Raw genomic sequence first — 19,991 nt, 5'->3', positions numbered from 1 at the left:
TGGCCCATGCCCCACGCCGTCTCCCTGTTGCGCGCCGCCCGCCTGGCGCGCAGCGCCAAGCCCTTTCTCGCCCGCGGCGGCTTCAAGCGCGAGCGTTGCGCCGGCTGCAGGCTGGCCACCAGCCACTGCATGTGCACGGCGCGGCCGTCGGTACCCACGCGTGCCGGCGTGTGCCTGCTGATGGCCGACATCGAGCCGCTCAAGCCCAGCAACACGGGCTGGCTGATTGCCGACGTGGTGGCCGACACCTTCGCCTTCGGCTGGGCGCGCACCGAATGCGACCCCGCGTTGCTGGCGCTGTTGCGCGATCCCCGGTGGCAGCCCTGCGTGGTGTTTCCGGGGCAGTACGCGGCGCCCGAGCGGGTGGTGCACGCGGTGCCGCGCTCCGATGGCACCGAGGCGGATGAAGGCGGCCGGCGACCGCTCTTCATCCTGCTCGACGCGACCTGGACCGAGGCGCGCAAGATGTTCCGCCGCAGCCCCTACCTCGATGCGCTGCCCGTGCTGAGCCTGGAAACCGACCAGGCCTCGCAGTACAGGCTGCGCCGCTCCGGGCGCGACGACCACTTCTGCACCAGCGAGGTCGCAGCGCAGTGCATGAGCCTGGCGGGCGAGGACGTGGCCGCGCAGACGCTCGAGGCCTATCTCGCGGTGTTCACGCACCACTACCTGCAGGCGAAGAACCAGCAGCCGGTGGCGTGGGATGGCCCGGCGCATCGGCGGCTGCGCGATGTTGCGGGGCCGCTGCCGCCGCGGTAGATTGATTGCAGCCGCAACGCAGTCGGCATGGAAACTGCAAGTGCCGCCGCAACAACCACAGAGTCCACGCCATGTCCTTCACCCGGTCTTTCCTGATGGCGCTCGGCGCCGCCTCCAGCCTGCTCGCGGGCGTGCCGTGCGCCGCGCAGGACGCCTGGCCGAGCCGCCCGGTCAAGGTCATCGTCGCGCTGCCGGCCGGCGGCAGCGTGGACATGGTGGCGCGGCTGGTCAGCCAGCAGCTCGCGGCCGACCTCGGCCAGCCCTTCGTGGTCGACAACAAGGCCGGCGCCTCGGGCCAGATCGGCATGCCGGTGGTGGCGCGCGCGGCGCCCGACGGCTACACGCTCGCGGTATCGCCGGCCTCGTTCCTGACCACCAACCGCAGCATCTTCAAGACGCTGCCATACAACGTCGAGACCGACTTCGTGCCCGTCACCAAGCTGGTCAACCAGGCCATGGTGCTGGTGGTGCGCGACAAGTCGAGATTCGCGACCGTGGCCGACGTGCTCGCGGCGGCCAAGGCCAATCCGGGCAAGCTGACCTATGCCTCCTCGGGCGACGGCAGCCCGCAGCATCTCGCGGGCCTCATGTTCGAGAGCCGCACCGGCGTCCGCCTGCTGCACGTGCCATACAAGGGCGGCGCGCCCGCCATCACCGACCTCATGGGTGGCGTCGTCGACATGGCGTTCGCGCCATTGCCCGAGGCCCTGCCGCACATCAAGGCCGGCAAGCTGCATCCGGTCGGCGTGCTCAGCGAGAAGCGCGCGGTGTCGGCGCCGAACATCCCGACGCTGAAGGAGGGCGGCGTCGACAACGTCGTGCTGTCGGCCTGGATCGGGCTGCTGGCACCGGCGAAGACACCGCAGCCGATCCTCGACCGGCTCGACAAGTCCGTGAAAGCGCTGCTGCGCGGCGACGCCAGGGCAAGGCTGCTCGAAGTGGGCATGGAGCCGGCGGTGGATGACACGCGGCCGCTGGCGCAGGTGATCGCCGAGGAAACCCGCATCCATGCCGAACTCGTGAAGGCTGCGGGGCTGGTGCCGCAGTAGCTGCGACGCGCCTCGCGCACTTGCGGAAGGCGCCGACAGCATTCCGAAAGCTTCGTGCGCGCAACATGCGGGTCTTCCCAAAGAATCGACGGAGACCCCCATGCTTGCAGACCACCGCCGCGAGACCGCGGCCGAACGACTTTCGCCGCGACGCCGCTTCCTCCAGGCCGGCGGCGCGCTGGGCCTCGCCGGGCTGCTCCCGGGCCTGGCAACGGCGCAGGGCACCTGGCCGACCAAGTCGGTGCGCTTCGTGGTGCCGTTCGCGCCGGGTGGCAGCTCCGAGATCGTGGCCCGCTCGACCGCAGCCGAACTCTCGAACACTCTGGGCCAGAGCGTCTTCGTCGACAACAAGCCCGGCGCCGCCGGCAACATCGCGATGTCCGAGGTCGCGCGCAGCGACGACCAGCACACGATCATCCTCGGACACATCGGCACGCTGGCAGTCAACCCGTTCATCTTCGAGAAGCTGCCCTACGACGCCAACAGGGACTTCAAGCCGGTCAGCCTGCTGGCCAAGGTACCGAGCCTCTACGTCGTGCATCCCGACGTGCCGGCGAAGAACCTCAAGGAGTTCATCGCGTATGCCAAGGCAAAGCCGGGCAAGCTGAGCTATGGCTCGGCCGGCAACGGCAGCGCGGGTCACCTGGCCTTCGAATACCTCAAGATGACCTCGGGCGTCTTCATGCTGCACGTGCCGTACCGTGGCACCGGCCCGATGCTGACCGACCTGCTGTCGGGCCGGCTCGACGCCTCCGCCATCGGTGCGGCGGCCATCATTCCGTTCATCAAGTCGGGCAAGGTGCGCTGCATCGCGACCGGATCGGCCCAGCGGCTGCCGCAGCTGCCCGATGTGCCGACGGTGGCCGAGCAGGGCTACCCGGGATTCGAGATGACCCAGTGGTACGGCATGCTGGCGCCGGCCAGCATGGCGCCCGCCAACGTCGCGAAGCTCTCGACCGAGACCATGAAGGCGGTGCGCGCGCCGGCTGCCCTGGAACGCCTGCGCGGCGACGCAGCCGAATCCATCGGCGGCACGCCCGAGCAGTTCGCGCAGTTCATCGCCTCGGAGCAGGCGCGCTGGAAGACCGTGATCGCGCGCGCCAACATCAAGCCCGACTGAAGCCGCAACGCAGCGGCGGCCAGCCATCTACCATCGGCCCATGCGCATCCTGCTGGCCGAAGACGAGCACACCCTGGGCACCTGGCTCTGCAAGGCGCTCGAGCACGCCGGCATCCAGGTCGAGTGGGTGGACGACGGTCGCCTGGCCGACCGCGCGCTGCAGCAGCACGACTTCGACGCGCTGGTGCTCGACCTCGGCCTGCCCGGCCTCGACGGCCACCAGGTGCTGCAACGGCTGCGTGAACGCGACCAGCGGCTGCCGACGCTGATCCTCACGGCGCGCGATTCGCTGTCCGAGCGGGTGGCCTTGCTGAACGCGGGCGCCGACGATTTTCTTGCCAAGCCGTTCGCGCTGGCCGAACTCGAGGCGCGCCTGCAGGCATTGGTGCGGCGCGCGCGCGGCGTCGAGCATCCGCGCCTGGCATGCGGCCCGCTGGTGTACGACGGCGCCCGCAAGCAGTTCTCGCTGAACGGCGAACTGCTGTCGCTGTCGCCGCGCGAACTGGCGGTGCTGCGCGTGCTGGCCCAGCGCAGCGGCGAACCGCTTTCCAAGCTGCAGATCCTCGAGCGCGTGTTCTCGGACGACGACAACGTGCACCCCGAAGCGGTGGAAGTCTTCGTGCACCGTCTGCGCAAGCGGCTCGACGGCAGCGGCGTGCGTATCACCACGCTGCGCGGGCTGGGCTATGCGCTGGAGGCCGGCTGATTGAAGCCGCTGCGGCTCCCGTTCGCGGCGGCGGCGCGCTGGATGCGGCGCGCCAGCCTGCGGCAGCGCCTGGCCCTGCTGCTGCTTCCCCTGCTGGTGCTCGTGACCGGCGTCGAGCTCTGGATGACCCGCCACGACGCGCTGGCGGCCGCCAACGCGGCATATGACCGTTCGGTGCTGGGCGCGCTCAAGTCGATCGACGCCAACATCTCCACGGCCTCGGGCGGACTGGCGGTCGAGCTGCCCTACACGCTGTTCGAGTTCTTCGAGCTCACGGCCAGCGGGCAGGTCTATTTTCGCGTCGCCACCTCCGACGGGCTGGTGGAACTCGGCAGCGCCGACCTGCCCGAGCCTCGGGCCGCGCTGCGGCCCGGCGTGCCGGAGTTCTACGACGCCAGCTACTTCGGCGAACCCGTGCGGCTCGCGGCCTACCGGCGCGACCTCGACCGCGCACCTGCCGGCAGCCCGCAGCGCAGCGTGCTGATCCAGGTCGGCGAGAGCACGCGCTCGCGGCAGGAGTTCACCGATCGCTTCGTGCGCCGTGCTGCGCTGCGCGACGGCCTGGTGCTGGCGCTGCTGCTGCTCAGCACCGCGGTGGCCCTGGCCGCGGCATTGCGCCCGCTGACGCGGCTGGCGCGCGAGGTACAGGCACGCAAGCCCGAGGACATGACGCGCATCGCCGACGCCGACCTGCCCGCGGACATCCGACCGCTGGTCGACGCGGTCAACCAGCAGATGGCGCGCACGCAGGAACTGATCGCGCAGCGGCGCCAGTTTCTCGACGATGCCTCGCACCAGCTGCGAACCCATCTCACCACGCTGCAGATGCAGGTCGACTATGCACAGCGCGAGCAGGACCGCACCAAGGTCGACGCCGCGCTCGATGCACTGGGCGTGGAGATCGGCCGGGTGACGCGCACCACGCAGCAACTGCTCGCGCTGGGCCGCAGCGACACGGTAGCGCTGGCCTTCGAGCCGGTCGATCTGGCGGCGCTGCTGCGCGAAGTGGCAGTCGACCTGCTGCCGCTCGCGCGCGCGCGGCAGATCGACCTCGGCATCCATCCGCCCGCGCAGTCGCTGCTGGCGCTGGCCGATGCGGGCCTGCTGCGCGAGGCGCTCGGCAACCTCGTGGTCAACGCCATCCACTACACGCCGCCGCAGGGCAGCGTCACGCTCTTCGCCTCGCGCGAGCCGCGCGGCTGGCGGGTCGCGGTGGAGGACAGCGGGCCCGGGCTGAGCGAGGCCGAATGCGCGGCTCTGGGCCAGCGCTTCGTACGCGGTGCGCGTGCAGGGCAGGGCGGTTCGGGCCTGGGTCTCGCGATTGCGCGTTCGATCGCGCAGCGCCACCAGGGCGAGCTGGAGCTTCGGGCGCGCGAGGGCAGCCGGGGATTGCACGCCGCGCTCTGGTGGCCGGCGCGGGAAAGCTGAGTCAGCAACGATGCCCGAGTTCATGCCGAAGCGTCGTGATGCATTGCGGGCCCTGCCGTTGGTGCTGCTGCCCGGCCTTGGCGTGGCAACCCGGGTGCGGGCCGCAGCCGGCGACGATCCCAGCAACGCCGCAGCCGAGTGCGTGATCCCCGCCAAGGCCGGCGGGGGCTTCGACCTGACCTGCGCACTGGCGCGCGACAGCCTGCAGGTGGTGCGGCCGGGCCGACCGCCGCTGGCGCAGAGCTTCCTGCCGGGCGGCATCGGCGCCGTGGCCTTCGACCGCATCGCCACGGGGCGGCTCGGCGGACCCGAGGTGCTGGTGGCGTTCTCGAGCGGCTCGCTGCTCAACATCGCGCAGGGGCGCTTCGGTCCGCACTCGGCGTCGGCGGCGCGCTGGATCGCGGCGCTCGGCACCGACTACGGCGTGGTCGCCGTGCACCGCGATTCGCCCTTCCGCTCGCTCGCGGACATCATGGCGGCGCTGCGTCGCGAGCCCTCGCGCGTGGTGTTCGGCGCCGGCGGCACGGTCGGCAGCCAGGACTGGGTCAAGGCCGCGCTGCTTCTGCGAGCGGCCGGGCGCGATCCCAAGTCGATGCGCTTCGTCTCCTTCGAGGGGGGCGGCGACGCGCTCAACGCGCTGCAGGGCAAGCATGTCGACGTGTTTCCGGGCGACGCGGCCGAGGCGCTGCAGGCGATCGCGGCGGGCGCAGCCGTGCGCATCCTCGCGGTGCTCTCGGAATCCGCGCTGGGCGGAGGGCTCACCGGCATTCCCACGGCACGGTCGCAGCAGGTCGACCTGGTGTGGCCCACAGTGCGAGGCGTCTACATGAGCGCCGAGGTGGCCGAGCCTGCGCTGCGGGCCTGGGTCGACGCCTTCCGCGAGGCCATGGCCGCGCCCGGCTTTCCCGCCTTGCGCGAGCGCCATCGGCTGTACCCGTTCTCGCTCACCGGCGCTGCGCTGGAGGCCTACGTGGCGACGAGCCTCGCGCAGTACGCGAAGCTCGCGACCGAGCTCGGGCTGCGAAGGTGGAGCCGCTAGTCGGCGCCGGTCCAGGCGCCTTCATGCGCGGCTACCATCCGCCTTCCGACTTGACGGAAGGCGCGCAGCCCATGAAGACCCAGTACTACACCGCCAGCAGCCTCGACGGCTTCATCGCCACCGAGGACCACTCGCTCGAATGGCTGTTCCCGCTCGGCGACATCAACGACACCGGCTATCCGCAGTTCATCCAGGGTGTCGGCGCGCTCGCGATGGGTGCGTCGACCTACGAATGGATGCTGCGCCACGTGCCGACCTGGCCGTACACGCAGCCGGCCTGGGTGTTCAGCCACCGTGAACTGGCCGGCATGGCAGGCGCCGAGATCCGTTTCGTTCGCGGCGACGTCAGGCCGGTGCACGAAGCGATGAAGCGCGCCGCGGGCGAGAAGAACATCTGGCTGGTCGGTGGCGGCGACCTGGTCGGGCAGTTCCACGACGCGGGCCTCCTGGACGAGATCATCGTCCAGGTCGGATCGGTCACGCTGGGTGCGGGCCAGCCGCTGCTGCCCCGACGCATCGTGTCGCCGTCGCTGCGGCTCAGCGAGGCGAAGTTCGTGGGGCCGGGGTTCGCGGAACTGAGCTACTCGGTGGCCACCGCGAAGCCGAACGCCTAGGGGCCTCGCATGAGGCTGTCGGTCGAAGCCCTGGCACCGCGGCACTTCGACGGCCTGCGGCGTGCCCTCGACTCGGTGGCGCGGGAGAAGCGATACCTCGCCTTCACCGAAGCGCCGTCGATAGAGGAATGCCGGGCCTTCTATGCGTCGATCATCGCGAACGGCTGGTGCCAGCGCATCGCCCTGCTCGATGGCGAGGTCGTGGGCTGGTGCGATGTCCTGCCCACGCATGGTCAGGCGAGATCCCATGTCGGCACGCTCGGCATCGGCCTGGTGCCGTCGGCGCGCCGGCGAGGCATCGGCGAGCCACTGATGCGAGCGGCGATCGAGGCCGCGTGGGCAAGCGGACTCCGCCGCATCGAGCTCACCGTACGAACCGACAACCACAACGCGAAGGCGCTCTACGAGCGCCTCGGCTTCGTCGTCGAAGGCCTCCAGCGACGGTCCTTCCGGGTCGACGGCGAATACGCGGACAGCTATGCGATGGCGCTGCTTAGCGACGAGCCGTAAGCCCTGCTCGCGAGTCGCTCGATGCCTCTCTTCGGCGAGCGCCAATACAGCTGCGAGGACCGGGCGGGCATCGCTGGACCTTCTCGCAGTCGGTGTGCGACACGGACCCCGGCCAAATGGGGAGCCGGGGCCGGCTGAGTCATGGCGCCCCGGACTGCCGCGCGGCTCAGCCGTACGACAGCTTCGGATACCAGTTCGTGCCGCGTCCGCCCGGCGTCAGGTCGAGCATCGCCCACAGCGCCTCGGGATCCGGCGCGTTGCGCGCGTCCTGGCCTGGATCGTTGGTGCCGTCCGCCTCGCTGCCGCCCCAGAAGTGGCGCACGGTCTCGCCCTGCCGGGTCCACACGTCGAGTTGCGGCCATTCCTGGCCATCGGCGTGCAGGCCGCGATAGTCGGTCGGAAAGTCATCGCCGACGCATTGGTGGAAATCGAGAAAGCGCCAGCCGCGTTCGACCGCGAAGGCCAGCTGGCGCGACACCGGCGAGCGTCCCAGCACCGCGACCGCTGCCCGCTGGCCGAGGCTGCGGTTCGCTGCATCGAGCGCATCGAGAAATGTGGTGCACATGGGGCAGGGCCGCTCGCGCGCCGGGCCGTACATCCAGAAATAGCTGATCAGCGTGTCGTGTGGCCCGAACAGGTCCGCCAGGCCATGCGACTTGCCGTCCTTGTCGAGGAACTCATAGGGCTTGGTCACCTCGCCGCCGGGCGGCAGGGCGCGGCGCTGCTCGGCAACGCGCCAGATCTGCCGGCGCAGGTCGATTTCCTTTTCGAGCAGGGCCGTCCGGGCCTCCCGATAGGCGTCGCTGTCGTTGGGGTAGGGCTTGCTCGCCCGCTTTGCAAGCTCTGCCGATGAAACGAGTGACGACGTCAGGCCGGACGCCTCGATCGAGGCCGCCACTGGAGGCCGCGCTTTCATGCCTTCCTGTTCGCGGTGTCGAAGATCGGCTCGAAGCCACCGAAGATCATGCGCTTGCCGTCGAAGGGCATGTCCATGTCCTTCATGTCGGGGTCTTCCATGATCTTCTTGTTGGCGGCATCGCGGACCTCCTTCGACGGCCATTCGATCCACGAGAAGACCACGACCTCGCCGGGCCTGGCATCCACGGCCCGCTTGAAATCGGTCTGCTTGCCGTCGGGCACGTCGTCGCCCCAGCACTCGACCTGTCGCAGGGCACCGCAATCCTTGAACTTCTCATGGAACTTCTGCGCTGCGGCGCGGTAGCGCTCACGGTCACCCGAGGCCACGGGAATCACGAATCCGTCGATGTAGCTCATCTGGTCTGCTCCTTTTGGACAACGGCCAGGCACCGGCCGGTTTGAAAAAACGGGGCTGAAACCTTGCGGCGGTCCGTGCGCTTGCGGTGTAAGACAAGACCGCGTCCGAGGGGCAGGCGCTCCGATGCGCCGCCGCTAGGGCACGAGCCGGTAGCCGACGGCCGTTTCCGTCAGCAGGTGCCTGGGCTGGGCAGGATCGGCTTCCAGCTTCTGCCGCAGGTGGCCCATGTAGATGCGAAGGTAGTGGCTCTGCCCGGCCTGCGAGGGACCCCACACCTCGCGCAGCAGCTGGCGCTGCGTGAGCACGCGGCCCGGGTTGGCCGCAAGAACCGACAGCAGCCTGTATTCGGTCGGCGTGAGATGGACTTCGGCACCGGCGCGACGCACCACGCGCGCGGCGCGGTCGAGTTCGACCTGGCCGAAGCGGAACACGGCCTCGGGCTCGCCACTTCCCGCGCGCGGCCGACGCAGATTGGCACGCACCCGCGCCAGCAGCTCGCCGGTGCCGAAGGGTTTGGTCAGGTAGTCGTCGGCACCGGCGTCGAGGGCTGCGATCTTGTCTGATTCGTCGCTGCGGGCCGACAGCACGATGATCGGCACGCCGGACCAGCCGCGCACGTCGCGGATCAGCGTCACGCCGTCGCCGTCGGGCAGGCCGAGGTCGAGCACCAGCAGGTCGGGCTGGCGCGTGCCGGCCGCGGCCAGGCCATCTCGCAGGTTCGCGGCCTCGTGCACCTGCCAGCCCTCGGCCTCGAGCGCGCCGCGCACGAAGCGACGGATCTGGGGCTCATCCTCGATCACGATGGCGGTCGGCTGCGGCATGGCTCAAGTATCGGGGAAGGCCGGCAGGGCGGGCGGTGCACGCCGCGGCAGCGTGACGGTGAACTCGGCGCCCCCGCCCGTCGCATCGGCCGCGACGATCTCGCCGCCATGGGCGCTGACGATCGCCTTGCAGATCGCCAGGCCGAGCCCGACGCCCGGCGTCGGCGACTCGGCATCGCCGCGCGTGAACTTGTCGAACAGCGCCTGTTCATGGCCGCGCGATGCCGCCGGCAGCCCCGCGCCGTGGTCGCGCACGGCGAGCACCAGCGCCGCATCGGTCGGGCGCGCGCTCACCACGATCGGCGGCGCGCCGTACTTGGCTGCGTTCTCGAGCAGGTTCACCAGCACGCGCTCGATCAGTACCGCGTCGAATTCGACCAGCGGAAGGTCGGCGGCAAGCGCCGTCTGCACGCTGACACCGCCGAGCGCAGGTGCCGCGGCGCGAATGGCCGTTCCCACCACCTCTTCCACGGACTGCCAGTCGCGCCGCAGGCTGACCGCACCGCCGCCGCTCTCGAGCCGCGCCATGTCGAGCAGGTTGTCGACCAGCGCGCTGAGCGCGCGCGCCTGCGCCACGATCGCCTGCGCCGCGGCCCCGTGCTGGTCGGGTGGCAGGGCCTGCAGCGATTCGGCCAGCGCGATCAGCGCGGTGAGCGGCGTTCGTACGTCGTGCGAGATGGCGCCGAGCAGCGCGCTGCGCAGGCGCTCGGACTCCATCTCGACCAGCGCCGTCTGCGCGACCTCGACGTAGTGCACCCGCTCCAGCGCGATCGCGATCTGCCTGGCCAGCGTCTCCAGCTGCTGCGCCTGCTCGGGGATGAGCAGCCAGCGCGGCCGCGCGGGTTCCAGGGCCATCACGCCGCGCACCCGCATCGGTGCCCGCAGCGGGATGTAGTGCCACGACTGCGCAGCCAGCGTGGCGGTGGCGAGGCCGGCCGGCTGGCCCTGCCGAAAGGCCCAGTCCGCCACGCTGGCATCGAAGCCTGGTGGTGCCGTCGCCGGCTGCACCAGCCGGTCGTTCGCGTCGGCCACCAGCACCAGCGCCTGGCCACCGAAGTGGTCCTGCACGGCACCGGCGCCCAGTTCGACCACGCGGCGGGTCTCGAGCGCCGCCGACAGCTCGCGCGTGAGTTCGAACAGCGACTGGGCGCGGCGCTCGCGACTGGCCGACACCTGCACGGCAAAGCGCAGGCCGGCCGTGAGCTGCCCCACCAGCAGCCCGACCCCGAGCATCACGACGAAGGTCAGCAGGTATTGCACGTCGCTCACGGCAAAGGAGAACCGAGGCTGCACGAAGAAGTAGTCGAAGGCTGCAACGTTCAGCGCGGCCGCGAACGCCGCCGGCCCGCGGCCATGGCGCAGCGCGACGACAATCACGCCGAGCAGGAACAGCATCACGATGTTGGCCAGCTCCAGCACGCCCGCGAGCGGGGAGGCGAGCAGCGTGACCCCCACGCTGGTGGCCACCGTCCAGGCGTAGGCCGGCCAGCGGGCGCGCACAAGGCCTTGCGCGTCGTCCATGGCGCCGTCGCGGCCGCCGAAGCGTCCGTGGCCGAGCGGCTCGCGCGGCAGCTGCCGGGCGCTGGCGGCGTGGCCGACCTCCACGATGTCGACTGCCGGCGCCTGCCGCGCCAGCGCGCGTGCGATCGACGCCCGAGGCCAGGCGCGACGCCAGCCGGCAGCGGGCTTCGGCCGGCCGATCACCAGCATGGCGCAGTTGAGTCGCTGCGCCTGCGCTGCCAGTTGCTGCGCGATGTCGGCGCCGGTGAGCACCGCGGTTTCCGCACCCAGCTGTGCGGCGAGCTTGAGCGTGGCGAGGATGCGGTCGCGCTCGCTGGCGGCAAGCTGCTGCAGGCGCGGCGTCTCGACGTAGGCCGCATGCCAGCGAACGCTGAGCTGGCCTGCCAGCCGCGCCGCGGTTCGCACGGTCTGGGCGTCGTCGTCGTGCGGACCGACACACGCCAGGATCGCGCCCGAGGTGTTCCACGCCTGCAGGGGGCTCGTGCCCGACTGTTCGATGCGCCAGCCCCGCATGTCGTCTTCCACGTGTTCGGCCGTGCGGCGCAACGCGATCTCGCGCAGCGCCATCAGGTTGCCCTTGCGGAAGAAGTTGCGCGCCGCCTGCGCGGCCTGGTCGGGTAGGTAGACCTTGCCGGCCGCGAGCCGTGCGACGAGTTCGTCGGGTGTGACGTCGACCAGAACCACCTCGTCGGCCTCGTCGAGCACGGAGTCCGGGACGGTCTCGCGCACGCGCACGCCGGTGATGCTGCCCACGGTGCCGTTGAGGCTCTCGAGGTGCTGGACGTTGAGCGCGGACCAGACGTCGATGCCGGCCGCGAGCAGCTCCTGCACGTCCTGCCAGCGCTTGGCATGGCGCGACCCGGGTGCGTTGCTGTGTGCGAGTTCATCGACAAGCAGCAGTGCCGGCCGGCGCTCCAGAGCCGCATCGAGGTCGAACTCGGGCCGCGTGCGTTCCTGGTGCGACAGCTGCCGCGGCGCCAGTTGCGCCAGCCCTGCGAGCAGCGCCGCGGTCTCGGCGCGCCCGTGCGTCTCGGCCACGCCGACCAGTACCTCGCGCCCGGTCGCGCGTTCGCGCTGTGCGGCGCTCAGCATGGCCCAGGTCTTGCCGACACCCGCGCTGGCGCCGAAATAGATGCGCAGCCTGCCGCGTCCAGCGGCGGCCTGTTCGCCGCGCAGCTGCGCGATCAGTGCATCGGGATCGGGACGTGAGGCTTCGTTCATGGGCGGGCGACGGACAGGTTAGCTCAACCGCCCTTGCCCGCGGCGGCGGCCTCGAGCGCGAGGTTCAGCGCCAGCACGTTGACGCGCGGCTCGCCGAGCCAGCGCCAGCGTGCGCCCTCGGTGTGCAGATCCACCAGCCGCTGCACGTCGGCGACCGGCATGCCGCGCGCCAGCGCCACGCGCGCCGCCTGGTAGCGCGCTGCGGCCGGACTGATGTGCGGGTCCAGGCCACTGGCCGAAGTCGTCACGAGATCGATCGGCACCGCCGCCGTATTGCCCGGGTCGGCGGCGCGCAGGGCCTCGATGCGCGCCTTCACCGCGTCGACCAGCGCCGGATTCGACGGACCCTGGTTGGCGCCTCCCGAGGCGGCCGCGTTGTAGGGCGCGGGTGCGGTGGCCGAGGGGCGGCCCCAGAAGTTGCCCGGGTCCTTGAACGCCTGCCCGATCAGCGTCGAGCCGATCGCCGTGCCCCCGCGCAGCACGAGGCTGCCGGCCGCCTGCGCCGGAAAGAACGCCTGCGCGGCGCCGGTCACGGCGAGCGGATACAGCACGCCGGTGACCAGCGTGAGCGCGGCGAAGACGGCCAGCGCCGGACGAAGGATGGGTGTGGGAGCCATGGAAATCTTTCAGACGAGGCCGGCGGCGGCGAGCAGCCAGTCGATCGCCTTGATGCCGATGAAGGGAACGACCAGGCCGCCGAGGCCGTAGATCGCGAGATTGCGGCGCAGGAGTGCCGCGGCGCCGACCGGGCGGAAGCGCACGCCCTTGAGTGCCAGCGGAATCAGGAACACGATCACCAGCGCGTTGAAGATCACCGCGCTCAGGATCGCCGAGGACGGGCTCGCGAGCCGCATCACGTCGAGCGCCCCGAGCTGCGGATAGGTGGACACGAACAGGGCCGGAATGATCGCGAAGTACTTCGCCACGTCGTTGGCGATGGAGAAGGTGGTGAGCGAGCCGCGCGTCATGAGCAGCGCCTTGCCGGTCTCGACCACCTCGAGCAGCTTGGTCGGGTCGGAGTCCAGGTCGACCATGTTGGCGGCTTCCTTCGCGGCCTGGGTGCCGCTGCCCATCGCCACCGCGACGTCGGCTTGCGCCAGCGCGGGCGCGTCGTTGGTGCCGTCGCCGGTCATCGCGACCAGGCGGCCTTCGGCCTGGTAGCGGCGGATCAGCGCCAGCTTGTCCTCCGGCGTGGCCTCGGCGAGAAAGTCGTCCACGCCCGCTTCGGCCGCGATGGCGGCGGCCGTGAGCTTGTTGTCGCCCGTGACCATCACGGTCTTGATGCCCATGCGGCGCAGCTCGGCGAAGCGTTCGACCATGCCGGTCTTGACGATGTCCTTGAGCTCGACGATGCCGAGCACCCGGTCGCCCTCCGAAACCGCCAGCGGCGTGCTTCCGCGCCGCGCGACCTCGTCGGCCGCATGCGATAGCTCGGGCGCCATCGCGCCGCCCAGTCCCTCGACGTGGCGGCGCACGGCGTCGATGGCGCCCTTGCGCACGACCAGGTCGCCGATGTCGGCGCCGCTCATGCGTGTCTGCGCGGTGAAGGCCACGAAGTGCGCGCCCTCGGCGCCGGCTTCGCGCACGCCATGGCGTGCGGCCAGGGCGACGATGCTGCGCCCTTCGGGCGTCTCGTCGGCCAGCGACGCGACCAGCGCCGCCCTGGCCAGCCGATCGGGCGAAATGCCCGGAGCCGGGAGGAAGGCGGCGGCCTGCCGGTTGCCGTGGGTGATGGTGCCGGTCTTGTCGAGCAGCAGCACGTCGACGTCCCCGGCCGCCTCGACCGCGCGGCCGGAGGTCGCGATTACGTTGGCCTGCATCATGCGGCTCATGCCCGCGACGCCGACGGCCGACAGCAGCCCGCCGATGGTGGTCGGGATCAGGCACACGAGCAGCGCGACCAGCGCGGTCAGCGACACCACCGTGCCAGCGCCGGCCGCGGCCACGCTGAACATCGAGAACGGCAGCAGCGTGACCGTGACCATGAGAAACACCAGGGTCAGTGCCACCAGCAGGATCGTGAGCGCGACCTCGTTCGGGGTCTTGCGGCGCCTGGCCGCCTCGACCATGCCGATCATGCGGTCGAGGAAGGACTCGCCGGGGTTCACCGAGATGCGCACCACCAGCCAGTCGGACAGCACCCGGGTGCCGCCGGTGACGGCCGAGAAGTCGCCGCCCGATTCGCGCACCACCGGCGCCGACTCGCCCGTGATGGCGCTTTCGTCGACCGAGGCGGCACCCTGGACGACCTCGCCGTCGAGCGGGATCACGTCGCCGGCCTCGACCAGCACCGCGTCCCCCTTGCGCAGGTTCGGCGCCAGTTCCGGCAGGAATCCGGCGTCGCGCGTCGGCGCCTTGAGCTTCTTGGCCCAGGTGTCCTTGCGCAGCCCGCGCAACGAGGCCGCCTGTGCCTTGCCGCGGCCTTCGGCCAGGGCCTCGGCGAAGTTCGCGAACAGCACGGTGAACCAGAGCCAGACCGAGATGGCGAGCACGAAGCCGGTCCGCATGCCGCTGGCGCCTGCGGAGGCGCTGGCGTGCAGCCACAGCAGCGAGGTCAGGATGCTGCCGACGTAGACCACGAACATCACGGGATTGCGCCACTGCGTGCGCGGGCTCAGCTTGGCGAAGGCGCCGCGGAGCGCGGTTCGCAGCAGTGCGGGATCGCGCAGCGAGCTGCCGGCGACGGTTTGGGTTGTCTTCATGGGCCTACTTCCAGAGCATGAGGTGCTCGACCACCGGGCCCAGCGCGAGCGCGGGCACGTAGTTGAGCAGGCCGACCAGCAGCACCGTGCCGATCAGCAGAAACACGAACAGCGGGCCGTGCGTGGGCAGGGTGCCCGCGGTCTCGGGCAGCCGCTTCTTGGCCGCCAGGGAACCGGCCATGGCCAGCACCGCCACGATGACCCCGAAGCGGCCGAGCCACATCGCCAGGCCCAGCAAGGCGTTGTAGAACGGGGTGTTGGCCGAGAGCCCTGCAAAGGCGCTGCCGTTGTTGTTGCCGGCCGAGCTCAGTGCATAGAGGATCTCGGAGAAGCCGTGGGCGCCCGGGTTGGCGATGCCGGCCGTGCCGGCGCCCGTGGCCACCGCCAGGGCGGTGCCCGCGAGCACCAGGATCGGCGTGACCAGGATCGCGATCGAGGTCAGCTTCATCTCGCGCACCTCGATCTTCTTGCCCAGGTACTCCGGCGTGCGGCCGATCATCAGGCCGGCGATGAACACCGCGAGGATCGCGAAGACGAGCATGCCGTAGAGGCCGCTGCCGACGCCGCCGAACACCACCTCGCCGAGCTGCATCAGCACCAGCGTCACCATGCCGCCGAGCGGCGTGAGCGCGTCGTGCATCGCGTTGACCGCGCCGCAGGACGCGGCCGTGGTCACCGCCGCGAACAGCGCCGAGGCGTCGATGCCGAAGCGCACTTCCTTGCCTTCCATGTTGCCGCCGGCCTGCAGCGCGCTGGCGGACTGGTCGGCGCCGAGCGCGGCGAGCAGCGGATTGCCGGCGTGCTCGGCCGGCAGCAGCACGGCGACCGCCACCACGAACATCGTCGTCATCGCGGCCAGCAGTGCCCAGCCCTGTCGGCGGTCGCCGACGAGGCGCCCGAACGCCAGGCACAGGGCCGCCGGGATCAGGAAGATCGCCAGCATCTGGACGAAGTTGGCGAGCGCGGTCGGGTTCTCGTAGGGGTGTGCCGAATTGGCGTTGAAGAAGCCGCCGCCGTTGGTGCCCAGCATCTTGATCGCTTCCTGCGAGGCGACCGGCCCCATCGCGAGGCTCTGGCTTGCGCCCTCCATCGTCTGCACTGCGTGCGAGGCCTCGAAGGTCTGGATCACGCCCTGGCTCACGAAGAAGAGCGCCAGCGCGAACGAGAGCGGCAGCAGCAGCCAGAGCGTGATGCGCGTGATGTCGACCCAGAAGTTGCCGACCCGACCCTGGCCGTCGGTGCGTCTGGCCGCGAAGCCGCGGCTCAGCGCAAAGGCGACCGCGATACCGGTGGCGGCCGAAAGGAAGTTCTGCACGCCCAGGCCCAGCATCTGGGTCAGGTGGCTCATCGTGGTCTCGCCCGCATAGCCTTGCCAGTTCGTGTTGGAGACAAAGCTCACCGCGGTGTTGAAGGCCGAGTCGGGCGACACCGGCCCCATGCCCGCGGGATTGAGCGGCAGCCATGCCTGCAGGCGCTGCAGCGCGTAGACCGCGATCGCGCCGATCGCGTTGAAGGCGAGCAGGGCGAGCGCATAGTGCTTCCAGGGCATCGCTGCTTCCGGCGACGTGCCGGACAGCCGGTAGAGCGGTGCCTCGACGCGCTGCATCCAGCGCGGCAGACGTCCGTCGCACAACGCGGCAAGGAAGCGGCCGAGCGGCAGTGCGAGCGCCAGCAGCGCGACGAGGAAGCCGGCCAACAGGCTCCAGGCCGAAGCGTCCATCTCAGAACTCCTCGGCGCAGATCAGCGCGAACACCAGGTACGCGAACAGGCCGACCGCGACCAGGCCAGCGGCGCCATAGAGCAGTTCGAGGCCGATCATTGCCGCACCTTGCCGTCGCTTGCGCCCGGGCCATCGACCCGCGCGAGTCCCGACACCAGCGCCACCGCCACGCCCCAGAGCGCAGCCAGCGCGCCCAACCAGATGAAATCCATGCATCGCTCCTCGAAAAGACAGGAAGCCCAGTCTCGGCAAAGCGACGTAAAGATGGGGAAGAGACTTCGGGGTGGGGTGTAAATGAAGCGTAAACGGGCGGGCAGTCCGGAGCGGCCCTGCCGTACTTGCCAGCGGGAAGCTTTTGGAGTGAGATCGGCGCGCGAACGATTCACCGGAGGGCGAATGGAACCACTGACCCCTGCGCAGCAGTACTTCACGATCAGCCATCACGACGAGGCCGATTTCAAGGCCGATGGCTTGCGCGACTATTCGGCCTATCGCGACCTGGGGGTCGCGCAAGCCACCGGCGGCCTGGCCGAAGCCCACGTCATCCGGATGACTGCGCCGTTCCGGACCGAACTGAGCGTGCGACATCACCACGACGTCCAGTTCCAGCTGGTCTATTGCCTCAAGGGCTGGTTCGAGACCGACTTCGAAGGCGTCGGGCCGCGCCGGCTCGTCGCCGGCTCGTGCTGGGTGCAGCCACCGGGCATCCGGCACACGGTGGTGGGCTGGTCCGACGACTGCGAACTGCTCGAGGTGCTCATGCCGGCGCACCATGCGACCGTCAACGATCCCTGAGGGCTGACGGATACGCCGCCCATGAGCACCGAGATTCCCGTTCCTCGTACGCAGTACGTCGAATCCGATGGTCTGAGCATCGCGTACCAGGTCTTCGGGCACGGCGCGACCGACCTGGTGTTCGTTCCAGGCATCGTCTCGCACATCGAGATGAACTGGCTGGACCCGGACTACGCGCGGATGCTGCGCGCGCTTGGCGCCCACTTTCGGGTGATCATGTTCGACAAGCGTGGCCAGGGCCTCTCCGACCGCTTCGAAGGCGTGCCGACCCTGGAGCAGCGCATGGACGACGTGCGCGACGTGATGCGTGCTGCCGGCTCCACGCGCGCCGTGCTGCTGGCCCATTCGGAGGGTGGACCGATGGGCGCGCTGTTCACGGCCACCTATCCCGAACTGGTGGAGCGACTCATCCTGCTCGGCTCCATGGCCCGCTTCTCATGGGCACCGGACTATCCGTACCGGCCGACGATCGAGCAGACCCTTCAGAGCACGGCAGCGATCTGGGGCAAGCCGGAATCGGTTCGCCTTTTTGCACCCAGCCGCGTCGGCGATGCCGACTTCTGCGAAGCCGTGGCACGCTACCAGCGGCAGAGCACCTCGCCGAGCGCGATCAGGCGGCTGCATGTCGCCAACGACCAGATCGACGTGCGCGCCATCCTGCCGCAGGTGCGCCGGCCGACCCTGATCGTTCATCGGCGGGGCGATCGCGCGGTCAATGTCGCGAACGGGCGCTACCTTGCCGATCACGTGCCCGACGCCGAATACCTGGAACTGCCGGGCAACGACCATCTTCCCTTCACGGGCGACGTCGATCGGCTGGTCGAAGGCATCATGCGATTCGGCGTCTCCGGCCCCGTCCGTGCCGAAGCCCGCCCCGACGAGCGCTGGCTGGCGACCGTGCTCTTCACCGACCTCGTCGGTTCCACCGAACTGGCCGTGCGCCTGGGTGACAGCGCGTGGCGCGACCTGCAGCAGCGCTTCCATGCCATCGGCCGCAGCGCGCTGCAGGCACACCGAGGCAGCGAGATCGACACCGCGGGGGATGGCCTGTTCGCCACCTTCGATGGCCCTGCGCGGGCGGTGCGCTGCGCGGTGGAGATGGTGCGCGAGGTCAAGGCCCTGGGGCTGGACCTGCGCGCCGGCCTGCACACCGGCGAGGTCGAGAGCGCGGGCTCCAAGGTCAGCGGCATGGCCGTGCACGTGGGTGCGCGCATCTCGGCGCATGCGGGCGCCGGCGAGGTGCTGGTGTCGACGACCGTGAAGGACCTGGTGGCGGGCTCGGGCCTGCGTTTCGAGGCGCGCGGCATCCAGTCCCTGAAGGGCCTGCCCGGCGACTGGGCGCTGTTTCGGGCCATTGCAGATAGCGCCTGAGCCGGCACGCGTGGCGCCACATCGTTCACTCGATGGCGACCTTGGCTTCCCTGACCAGTCTTGCGTAGTTCGCGGTGTCGTCCTTGATCCGGGCTGCCATCTGGGCCGACGAGTCGCCGACGGGCTCGGCGCCGATTTCTTCCATCCGCTTCCTGAATTCCGGTGTCTGGATGATCTTGACGATCTCGGCATTGAGTTTGTCGACCACCTCCTTCGGCGTCGCTGCAGGCGCCAGGATGCCGAACCAGGTTCCCTGATTGAAGTCCTTCATGCCGGCTTCAGCCAGCGTCGGCACGTCGGGCAAGGTGGACGAGCGCTTCGCGGTCGTCACTGCCAAGGCACGCAGCTTCCCGCCCTTGATGTGCTGCACGAGCGGGGTCAGCGTGTCGAACGACATGTCGACCTGACCGCCCAGCAGGTCGGTGGTCAGCGGCGCGCTGCCCTTGTAGGGCACATGCAGCAGGTCGACGCCCGCGATGCTGGAGAACTGCGTGCCGATCAGGTGCTGCACCGTGCCGTTGCCGTTCGAGCCATACGACAGCTTGCCGGGCGAAGCCTTTGCGAGCGCGACGAGGCTCTTGACGTCCGTGGCGGGTGACTTGGCATTGACAACCAGCACGTTGGGCACCAGGGCGACGGTAGTGATCGGCGCGAAGCTCTTCTCGAAGTCGTAGGGCAGCTTCTTGTAGACGCTCGTGGCAATGGTGTGGTGCACTGCACCCATGAGCAGCGTGTAGCCGTCGGGTTTGGCCTTCGACACGTAGTCCGCACCGACCGTTGCGCCTGCACCTGGCTTGCTCTCCACGATCACGGGTTGGCCAAGGCTTTGCGAGAGCGGCGTGGTGATGGCACGGGCCAATGCATCCGAGCTGCCACCCGGTGGAAACGGCACCACGAGGGTGATCGGCTTGGCAGGAAATGCCTGCGCCGATGCGAGCGATGCGGCCAGGCCGAAGGCGATCGCAGTCAGGGCGCTGCGGGCATGGAATGTCGAAGTCTTCATGGTTGTCTCCTGGATCTTGTGCGTTGACTGTAGGTCGCCGCAGCCCTTCAAATCGGGCTGCGAGTGAATCCGTCTTTAACCTCAATTCAAGAATCGAATGGGCTCTACGACCTGTCCGGATCGCGGCTCGGCCTGCGAACGCGGCGGTGCACACGCCGAGGTCGGCGATGGTTGGTGTCCTCGGTCTCGCCAGAGCGGTGAGAGACCACCGCCGAACAGCCGGCCTTGTCGGCCATCGCGATGGCGGCCAGGGTCTCGGTCAAGGTGCCGATCCGGTTCGGCTTGTCGAGGATCGAGTTGGCCGCACCACGCGCGATGCAGGAAGGACGCCCTGG

At 70.0% G+C, this 19,991-nt stretch carries 19 protein-coding genes and 1 pseudogene; 10 read left to right on the top strand and 10 right to left on the bottom strand.

Going from position 1 to position 19,991, the window contains the following annotated elements; translation table 11 throughout:
* Window positions 1–6 precede the first annotated feature (6 nt).
* The 8 genes from QTH87_RS24435 to QTH87_RS24400 all read left to right on the top strand — a co-directional run bounded on the left by QTH87_RS24435 (window position 7) and on the right by QTH87_RS24400 (window position 7,225).
* Complete coding sequence (locus tag QTH87_RS24435) at window positions 7–759, top strand: tRNA-uridine aminocarboxypropyltransferase (protein WP_286612817.1); 753 nt, start codon at window positions 7–9, stop codon at window positions 757–759.
* A 71-nt stretch (window positions 760–830) separates the two neighbouring features.
* Window positions 831–1,808 carry a Bug family tripartite tricarboxylate transporter substrate binding protein gene (locus tag QTH87_RS24430; RefSeq protein ID WP_286612815.1) on the top strand — a complete coding sequence of 326 codons (978 nt, stop codon included), beginning with the start codon at window positions 831–833 and terminating at the stop codon, window positions 1,806–1,808.
* 100 nt (window positions 1,809–1,908) lie between these two features.
* Window positions 1,909–2,928, top strand: coding sequence for a Bug family tripartite tricarboxylate transporter substrate binding protein (locus tag QTH87_RS24425; protein ID WP_286612814.1), 1,020 nt, complete (start codon window positions 1,909–1,911; stop codon window positions 2,926–2,928).
* Between the two features lie 40 nt (window positions 2,929–2,968).
* The gene (locus tag QTH87_RS24420; RefSeq protein WP_286612811.1) at window positions 2,969–3,634 is read left to right on the top strand and encodes a response regulator; all 666 of its coding nucleotides are present in this window, start codon (window positions 2,969–2,971) and stop codon (window positions 3,632–3,634) included.
* A gap of 42 nt (window positions 3,635–3,676) precedes the next feature.
* Entirely contained in the window at window positions 3,677–5,062 is a 1,386-nt protein-coding gene (locus QTH87_RS24415) for a sensor histidine kinase (RefSeq protein WP_286612910.1), read from the top strand.
* Window positions 5,063–5,084: 22 nt separating this feature from the next.
* The gene (locus tag QTH87_RS24410) at window positions 5,085–6,101 is read left to right on the top strand and encodes a Bug family tripartite tricarboxylate transporter substrate binding protein (RefSeq protein ID WP_286612809.1); all 1,017 of its coding nucleotides are present in this window, start codon (window positions 5,085–5,087) and stop codon (window positions 6,099–6,101) included.
* A gap of 71 nt (window positions 6,102–6,172) precedes the next feature.
* Window positions 6,173–6,715, top strand: a complete 543-nt coding sequence (locus QTH87_RS24405) for a dihydrofolate reductase family protein (protein ID WP_286612808.1) — start codon at window positions 6,173–6,175, stop codon at window positions 6,713–6,715.
* A gap of 9 nt (window positions 6,716–6,724) precedes the next feature.
* Entirely contained in the window at window positions 6,725–7,225 is a 501-nt protein-coding gene (locus QTH87_RS24400; protein ID WP_286612807.1) for a GNAT family N-acetyltransferase, read from the top strand.
* Between the two features lie 166 nt (window positions 7,226–7,391).
* Here the strand turns inward: QTH87_RS24400 and QTH87_RS24395 are convergent, their stop codons facing one another.
* From QTH87_RS24395 to kdpF, 8 genes are all read right to left on the bottom strand, one after another.
* Window positions 7,392–8,141, bottom strand: a complete 750-nt coding sequence (locus tag QTH87_RS24395) for a DUF899 family protein (protein WP_286612806.1) — start codon at window positions 8,139–8,141, stop codon at window positions 7,392–7,394.
* Window positions 8,138–8,500 carry a DUF1428 domain-containing protein gene (locus QTH87_RS24390; RefSeq protein WP_286612804.1) on the bottom strand — a complete coding sequence of 121 codons (363 nt, stop codon included), beginning with the start codon at window positions 8,498–8,500 and terminating at the stop codon, window positions 8,138–8,140. Before QTH87_RS24390 ends, QTH87_RS24395 begins: the two co-directional genes overlap by 4 nt.
* Window positions 8,501–8,635: 135 nt before the next feature.
* Complete coding sequence (gene kdpE / locus QTH87_RS24385) at window positions 8,636–9,322, bottom strand: two-component system response regulator KdpE (RefSeq protein WP_286612803.1); 687 nt, start codon at window positions 9,320–9,322, stop codon at window positions 8,636–8,638.
* Between the two features lie 3 nt (window positions 9,323–9,325).
* Window positions 9,326–12,064, bottom strand: a complete 2,739-nt coding sequence (locus tag QTH87_RS24380) for a DUF4118 domain-containing protein (RefSeq protein ID WP_286612801.1) — start codon at window positions 12,062–12,064, stop codon at window positions 9,326–9,328.
* A 23-nt stretch (window positions 12,065–12,087) separates the two neighbouring features.
* Window positions 12,088–12,681: a potassium-transporting ATPase subunit KdpC gene (kdpC, locus tag QTH87_RS24375; protein ID WP_286612799.1), complete on the bottom strand. Its 594-nt coding sequence runs from the start codon at window positions 12,679–12,681 to the stop codon at window positions 12,088–12,090.
* Window positions 12,682–12,690: 9 nt separating this feature from the next.
* The gene (kdpB, locus tag QTH87_RS24370) at window positions 12,691–14,766 is read right to left on the bottom strand and encodes a potassium-transporting ATPase subunit KdpB (RefSeq protein ID WP_286612797.1); all 2,076 of its coding nucleotides are present in this window, start codon (window positions 14,764–14,766) and stop codon (window positions 12,691–12,693) included.
* Window positions 14,767–14,770: 4 nt separating this feature from the next.
* Complete coding sequence (kdpA, locus tag QTH87_RS24365) at window positions 14,771–16,486, bottom strand: potassium-transporting ATPase subunit KdpA (RefSeq protein ID WP_286612795.1); 1,716 nt, start codon at window positions 16,484–16,486, stop codon at window positions 14,771–14,773.
* 1 nt (window position 16,487) lies between these two features.
* Window positions 16,488–16,586, bottom strand: a complete 99-nt coding sequence (gene kdpF, locus QTH87_RS24360; RefSeq protein WP_286612793.1) for a K(+)-transporting ATPase subunit F — start codon at window positions 16,584–16,586, stop codon at window positions 16,488–16,490.
* A 297-nt stretch (window positions 16,587–16,883) separates the two neighbouring features.
* On the opposite strand from kdpF, the gene QTH87_RS24355 reads away from it, so the two are divergent.
* A complete protein-coding gene (locus QTH87_RS24355) occupies window positions 16,884–17,282 on the top strand; it encodes a cupin domain-containing protein (RefSeq protein ID WP_286612791.1) in 399 nt (132 codons plus the stop codon).
* A 21-nt stretch (window positions 17,283–17,303) separates the two neighbouring features.
* A complete protein-coding gene (locus tag QTH87_RS24350; protein WP_286612790.1) occupies window positions 17,304–18,653 on the top strand; it encodes an adenylate/guanylate cyclase domain-containing protein in 1,350 nt (449 codons plus the stop codon).
* A gap of 25 nt (window positions 18,654–18,678) precedes the next feature.
* Here QTH87_RS24350 and QTH87_RS24345 read toward each other — a convergent pair whose 3' ends face one another.
* Both QTH87_RS24345 and eno read right to left on the bottom strand, forming a co-directional pair.
* Window positions 18,679–19,656 (bottom strand): Bug family tripartite tricarboxylate transporter substrate binding protein, encoded by a 978-nt coding sequence (locus QTH87_RS24345; RefSeq protein WP_286612789.1) that lies wholly within the window; start codon window positions 19,654–19,656, stop codon window positions 18,679–18,681.
* 94 nt (window positions 19,657–19,750) lie between these two features.
* Window positions 19,751–19,973: pseudogene (gene eno, locus QTH87_RS24340) on the bottom strand (phosphopyruvate hydratase); the annotation flags it as partial.
* Window positions 19,974–19,991: the final 18 nt, after the last annotated feature.

This window comes from Variovorax jilinensis, assembly GCF_030316885.1.
In the GTDB taxonomy this organism is placed as follows: Bacteria; Pseudomonadota; Gammaproteobacteria; order Burkholderiales; family Burkholderiaceae_C; genus Variovorax; species Variovorax jilinensis.
This window is presented reverse-complemented; position numbering and strand designations above follow the sequence as displayed.